We start from the raw sequence: 1,265 nt of genomic DNA on the forward strand, positions 1-1,265 counted from the left end.
ACGTAGTCGGTTTTATCCTTTATCTTGTTTTATTATTTTCTATCAATATTCCAGTAGTCTTTTCTGTTAACAGGCTTACTAGTTTATGGACAAGACTTGGATATATTTTACTCATTACTTTCATCCTGCTAGCAATTCCACCTGTGACTTATCACGGAATGAATGCTGTAGAAAATACTATTTTTAACTTATCTAATGGTTTTTTAGCGCTCTTACTTTTGTCATTGGCTCTAAAAAGCTGGAATTATACTTGGAGACCTAACTTACCAATTGGTAAAAATAAGCCCTATCAAATTTTGGGCGGTGTAATTATTTTGTTTTATATGCTTTGGTTTCCACTTTTTAATTCACTCATTCGATCTGCTTTAACTTGGTCAGAAGTTTTCGGTAATTGGGGATATGCTCTTAGTCAATTAAACTTTGAATTAGTTTACGTTGGATACGCTTTATCCACTGGTTTAATTGAAGAAAGCTTTAGATATGGCTTTATGTTACTACTGCTTTCTAGCTTTAAAACTCGACCACTTGCTAAGGCAATTATTATTTCCTCTGCCACATTTGCATTATTACACTTTACCAATCTTTCCCTAGGTTGGGATTTTATATCAGCAGCTTATCAAGTTGTTGGGGCATTTGGCATTAGCTTAGCGATAGTAACAATCTACTTATATACAGGGAAGCTTTATTTAGCAATTGCAATGCACACCTTAATTGACCTAATGGGATATATGCTATACTTAACGCCAAATCTTCTCAGTTCATATGCAGGTTTCTTAAACGGTTTTAGTATTATATTGCTTAAGATGGTAGTAAATATCCTATTCTTCATCTTCTTTATGACAGGCAAACGGCGCCAGGTTATCAAGCAAAATGCTAAAGAAATGATTACTTTGAAAAACTAACTTAAACCAGATTCTTCGGAATCTGGTTTTTTATGCTTTTTGTTTATTAATTTATTGACTATTTATTTATTGACCATTTAATAAAAATCATGATATATTTATGAAAAATATTTTCAGCATCAAGGAGGAGTACCTATGAAGCAAGTTGCCAATAAATGCATTATTTTAGAATTAATCGCTTCAATTTTTATTGAACTCAGCTTATGGTACATCCATAGTCCTTTTGTTAATATTTTTAATTTAATTTAATTTTAACAGTTATTTTAGTTGGTTTACTTATTTCTAAACTACTAAAATTTCATTTACCTAACTTTATCGAACCATATGTTTTAACTACTAGTAATCTTTATTTTTTGACGCTAC

General features: G+C 30.9%; 1 protein-coding gene. It reads left to right on the plus strand.

Annotated features, from left to right (window positions below; all coding sequences use genetic code 11):
* The coding region (locus H628_RS0104205) for a CPBP family intramembrane glutamic endopeptidase (protein WP_027825338.1) at window positions 1-902 on the plus strand (902 nt) is incomplete at its 5' end.
* Between the last annotated feature and the right edge of the window lie 363 nt (window positions 903-1,265).

This window comes from Lactobacillus psittaci DSM 15354 (assembly GCF_000425905.1).
Taxonomy (GTDB): Bacteria; Bacillota; Bacilli; order Lactobacillales; family Lactobacillaceae; genus Lactobacillus; species Lactobacillus psittaci.